Annotated in this window: 6 protein-coding genes and 1 pseudogene; 4 read left to right on the top strand and 3 right to left on the bottom strand. The window is 29.6% G+C overall.

Going from position 1 to position 4,682, the window contains the following annotated elements:
• Nucleotides 1-400: NAD(P)-binding domain-containing protein (locus ACVC2P_RS05130; protein ID WP_452597405.1), on the bottom strand; the 400-nt coding region annotated here is incomplete at its 3' end.
• Between the two features lie 158 nt (nucleotides 401-558).
• Here ACVC2P_RS05130 and ACVC2P_RS05125 point away from each other — a divergent pair.
• From ACVC2P_RS05125 to ACVC2P_RS05110, 4 genes are all read left to right on the top strand, one after another.
• The gene (locus ACVC2P_RS05125) at nucleotides 559-1,017 is read left to right on the top strand and encodes an Lrp/AsnC family transcriptional regulator (RefSeq protein ID WP_452597406.1); all 459 of its coding nucleotides are present in this window, start codon (nucleotides 559-561) and stop codon (nucleotides 1,015-1,017) included.
• Between the two features lie 41 nt (nucleotides 1,018-1,058).
• On the top strand, nucleotides 1,059-1,700 hold the full coding sequence (locus tag ACVC2P_RS05120; RefSeq protein ID WP_452597404.1) for a CPBP family intramembrane glutamic endopeptidase: 642 nt from the start codon (nucleotides 1,059-1,061) through the stop codon (nucleotides 1,698-1,700).
• A 156-nt stretch (nucleotides 1,701-1,856) separates the two neighbouring features.
• Nucleotides 1,857-3,257 carry a dihydrolipoyl dehydrogenase gene (gene lpdA, locus ACVC2P_RS05115; RefSeq protein WP_452597403.1) on the top strand — a complete coding sequence of 467 codons (1,401 nt, stop codon included), beginning with the start codon at nucleotides 1,857-1,859 and terminating at the stop codon, nucleotides 3,255-3,257.
• Nucleotides 3,258-3,358: 101 nt separating this feature from the next.
• Entirely contained in the window at nucleotides 3,359-3,682 is a 324-nt protein-coding gene (locus tag ACVC2P_RS05110; protein ID WP_452597402.1) for a hypothetical protein, read from the top strand.
• Between the two features lie 5 nt (nucleotides 3,683-3,687).
• Here ACVC2P_RS05110 and ACVC2P_RS05105 read toward each other — a convergent pair whose 3' ends face one another.
• Both ACVC2P_RS05105 and ACVC2P_RS05100 read right to left on the bottom strand, forming a co-directional pair.
• A complete protein-coding gene (locus ACVC2P_RS05105) occupies nucleotides 3,688-4,401 on the bottom strand; it encodes a LytR/AlgR family response regulator transcription factor (protein WP_452597401.1) in 714 nt (237 codons plus the stop codon).
• Nucleotides 4,401-4,682 (bottom strand): annotated as a pseudogene (locus ACVC2P_RS05100) (histidine kinase); the annotation flags it as partial. The gene ACVC2P_RS05105 and the pseudogene ACVC2P_RS05100, both read right to left, overlap by 1 nt.

The following is a 4,682-nucleotide window of genomic DNA, read 5'->3' as shown; positions in this document are numbered from 1 at the left end:
GGGTAAAAGGAGTGTGAAATGGCCCTGTAGATACTACTACATTTTTAGCCTTGAATGTCTTGTTTTTACTGCTTAAAACAAAGTGATCTCCTTCTTTATTTAAAGCTGTTATTTTTTCATTAAATGTAATAGGAATATTATATGTTGCAACGTATAGTTTTAAATAATCTGCTACTTCATATTTACTAGCATAGTGTCCTTTTTTATGAGGAAAAGGTAACCCTGGTAAGTTATTAAATTCCGATGGTGTAAATAATTTTAAGGAGTCCCAACGCTTTAGCCAAGGTGCTCCAGCTTCAGAATTTGCATCAACGACCAAAAAGTCGCGATTCTGTTTTTTTAAATAATAAGCCATTGATAATCCAGCTTGACCAGCTCCTACAATAATGAAATCTTTCATAAAATGATTTATAATAATAATCAAAATTAAATTTAAGTAGATTAATAACCAATCATTTTTATTTTTTTTAGAAAATAAAACTATTATTTTTGTTTTATATAGTTTTATTTATATATTAAAATATAGTTTTAACTAGTTTAATAGAAAAATTTTCAATGATGCAATTTGATAGTATAGATCGAAAGCTTATCGCTTTATTACAAGAGGATAGTAAAAAAACCAATAAAGAGTTTTCTAATGTGTTAAATTTATCTGTAACCGCAGTCTATGAGCGTATTAAAAAGTTAGAAAACCATGGCGTTATAGATAAATATGTGGCTTTAGTAAAAAAAGAAAAGGTAGATAAATCGTTTGTTGCATTTTGCCACATTAAATTATCTCAACATACGCAGGATTATGTTGTTAAATTTGAAAAAGAAGTTACAGGTTTAGAAGAGGTTTTAGAATGTTACCATATAAGTGGTGATTACGATTATCTTTTAAAAGTTTTAGTTAAAGATATGGAAGCTTTTCGTGAGTTTATGGTTAAAAAATTAACCTCTATAAGCCATATTGGTAGTACGCACAGTATGTTTATGATTAATGAAGTTAAACATACCACAGCGATCTCTTTATAGGTGTTATTAGGATGTTATACTAGTTAGTTTTAAATTTGAATATGCAATCTACATTATATAAAAGCATAGAATTTTTTTTACTATTTATAATAGTACCTATAAGTTTCGTGATTGAGTTTCCTGTTTGGATTAAAATGGTAATTGGACTCTTGGGGTTTTTATACGTAGTATTTTTACTGTTAAGAGTAGAAAAAGAGACGTTTAAACTTTCTAAAGGTATAGATTGGAAAACATTTTTTAAATACACACTGTTAAAGTTATTTGGTATTGCATTGCTAACACTATTATATGTGTATTTTACAAATGCCTCAAACTTATTTATCGTTTTAATAGAAAACCCAATCTTGTGGATTAAAATACTGTTTATTTACAGTTTTCTTTCTGTTTATCCACAAGAACTAATTTATAGAACATTTTATTTTAAGCGTTACGAAGCATTATTTATAAATAAAAAACAGTTTTTATTTATAAACGCTATTGTATTCTCATTAGCACATTTGTTTTTTAAAAATACATTAGTTATTGTCCTAACTTTTTTTGGTGGTTTGTTGTTTGCTTTTACATATAATAAAACGCGATCTACTGTTTTAGTAAGTATTGAACATGCTATATATGGTTGTTGGTTATTTACTGTAGGTATGGGAGAAATGTTAGGGTTTCCTTCCTCAGATTTTAATATGTAATTTTAAGGCAAAACACTAAATAAAAATAAAAGTAAATATGAAAAAAATCATTATCAGTGATTCGTATAAGAGCATTCAATGTTGTACTTTTGTTTAAATTTATAATTTATGTCATTTCCGTATAAGAGGAAATATTACACTAAATAAAACTTATTTATGAGTAAATACGATGTAGCCGTTATAGGCTCAGGACCTGGAGGATATGTAGCAGCAATCCGTTGTGCACAACTAGGTATGAAAACTGCAATAATCGAAAAATATTCAACATTAGGAGGTACATGTCTTAACGTAGGATGTATTCCAAGTAAAGCATTATTAGATTCTTCTCATCACTATGAGGATGCTGTAAAACACTTTGAGGATCATGGTATTGAAATTCCTGGAGATATTAAAGTAAATCTAGAAAAAATGATTGCTCGTAAGCAATCTGTAGTAGACCAAACTACAGGAGGAATCGATTTCTTAATGAAGAAAAACAAAATTGATGTTTACGAAGGTGTTGGTAGTTTTATTGATGCTACTCATATAAAAATAGAAGGCAAAGATGCCACAGAAATTGAAGCTAAAAATACAATTATAGCAACGGGTTCTAAGCCATCTACACTACCATTTATATCTATAGATAAAGAGCGTATTATTACTTCTACAGAAGCTTTAAAACTTAAAGAAATACCAAAACATTTAATTGTTATAGGAGGTGGTGTTATAGGTTTAGAGTTAGGGCAAGTATATAAAAGGTTAGGTGCCGATGTGTCTGTTGTAGAATATATGGACAGAATTGTACCAACTATGGATGCTGGTGTTTCTAAAGAACTAAATAAAGTTTTAAAGAAGCAGAAATTTAAAATGAATACGTCTCATAAAGTGAAATCTGTTGAGCGTGTTGGTGATGAAGTTGTTGTTAAGGCAGATAATAAAAAAGGAGAAGAAGTAGAGTTTAGAGGTGATTACTGTTTAGTCTCTGTAGGACGTCGTCCATATACAGATGGTTTAAACTGTGAAGCAGCTGGAGTAAAACTAACCGATAGGGGACAAGTAGAAGTTAATGGACATTTACAAACATCTACTAGTAATATTTATGCTATTGGTGATGTTGTTAAAGGCGCAATGTTAGCACACAAAGCAGAAGAAGAAGGAGTTTTTGTAGCAGAAACTTTAGCTGGACAAAAGCCACATATAGATTATAACTTAATTCCGGGTGTTGTTTACACATGGCCAGAAGTTGCTGCTGTTGGTAAAACAGAAGAAGAGTTGAAAGAAGCAGGTATAGAGTATAAAGCAGGGCAATTTCCAATGCGTGCTTTAGGTAGAAGCAGAGCTAGTATGGATTTAGATGGATTTGTTAAAGTATTAGCAGACAAAACTACAGATGAAATATTAGGTGTACACATGGTTGGTGCTCGCGCAGCAGATATGATTGCAGAAGCAGTTGTGGCTATGGAGTATAGAGCAAGTGCAGAAGATGTATCGCGTATGTCTCATGCGCATCCTACTTTTACTGAAGCTATTAAAGAAGCTGCATTAGCCGCTACAGATAATAGACCATTGCATATATAAACAAATAGCTATAAACAGGCATTTTATAATATCTAAAAAGCGAACCTAAATTTAGGTTCGCTTTTTTTATTACATTTAGTTTCTAAATAACAACGATATGTATGTGGGAAGATAAACTTAAGTTTTATGATGAAATAGTAGCTATGTGCCCTGATTTTGAAAGGAAAGGTAAAAAAATGATATATACGTCGTCTAATGGCTATATGTTTACACTTTTAAATAAAGCTGGAGAAATAGGCATACGTTTATCTAAAGAATCGCAAAAGACTTTTAAAGAAAAACATGAAGCTACTATTTACAAATCTTACGGAGCGGTAATGAAAGATTATGTATTAGTACCAGAACATTTGTATAACGACAAGGCATTACTAGCGTCGTATTTTCAAGAAAGTTTTGCTTATGTAAATACTTTAAAACCTAAGTAGAGCTTTTAATATTGCTTTAACCGCGCTAAAACTTCTTTTCTATAACTTCTACTAATTGGTAGTGCTTGTTTATTTATAGTAATATGCTCGTTAGTAAAGGATTCGATATTTTGTATAGAAATAATAAACGAGCGATGTATTCTAATAAATTGTTGCTTTGGTAATTTGGCTTCAATAGCACTTATAGTTTCTCTGGTAACAATAGTTTCATTTGGTAAATGAATTTTTATGTAATCGCTATAACTTTCTATATAAATAATGCTATTAAAATCTATTTTTAGCATTTTTCTGTCTGAGCGCACAAACATAAAATCATTAGTAACTTCAATAGTTTGAGGTTTATTATCTATAGCGGTATTATAAACTTCAAAATAAGTAGTTACTGCTTTTAATAAACGCTCAAAGGATATGGGTTTTAAAAGATAATCTACTGCTTGTAACTCGAACCCTTCTACAGCATAATCTCTATAGGCAGTTGTAAATATTATTTTAATATCTTTATTAATAGATTTAGCAAAGGCTATTCCAGATATTTCTGGCATATTGATGTCTAAAAACACTAAATCTATAGTATTATTACTAATACAGTTAAAGGCTTCAATTGCATTGCTGCAACTTTTTACAATAGTTATGTTTTTTATTTTAGCAAGATGTGTTGCTATAACTTCTCTAGCTATGGCCTCGTCATCTACTATAATACATGCTATTTGTTTAGACATTATTGTAATTGAGATTTTGTGTTTAGTGTTAATTTAACTTCAAAAGAATCATTATTTCTATTAATATCTAGATTGTAGTTGTTTTTATATAATAATTCTAGCCTTTTTTTTATGTTTTCTAGTCCAATACCTTGTTGCTCGTTATTGGTATTTTGTGCTGTGTTTTTTATATAAAAATATAGACTATCATTTTCAAAATTAATAGTGATATCTATTTTTAGTATTCCGTTTTTTATAGTACCATGTTTAAAACTATTTTCAACAAAAGGAATGAGTAACAT

This window comes from Pontimicrobium sp. MEBiC01747 (assembly GCF_053601635.1).
The sequence above is the reverse complement of the archived record's forward strand: the minus strand, read 5'-3'. Positions and strand labels throughout refer to the sequence as shown.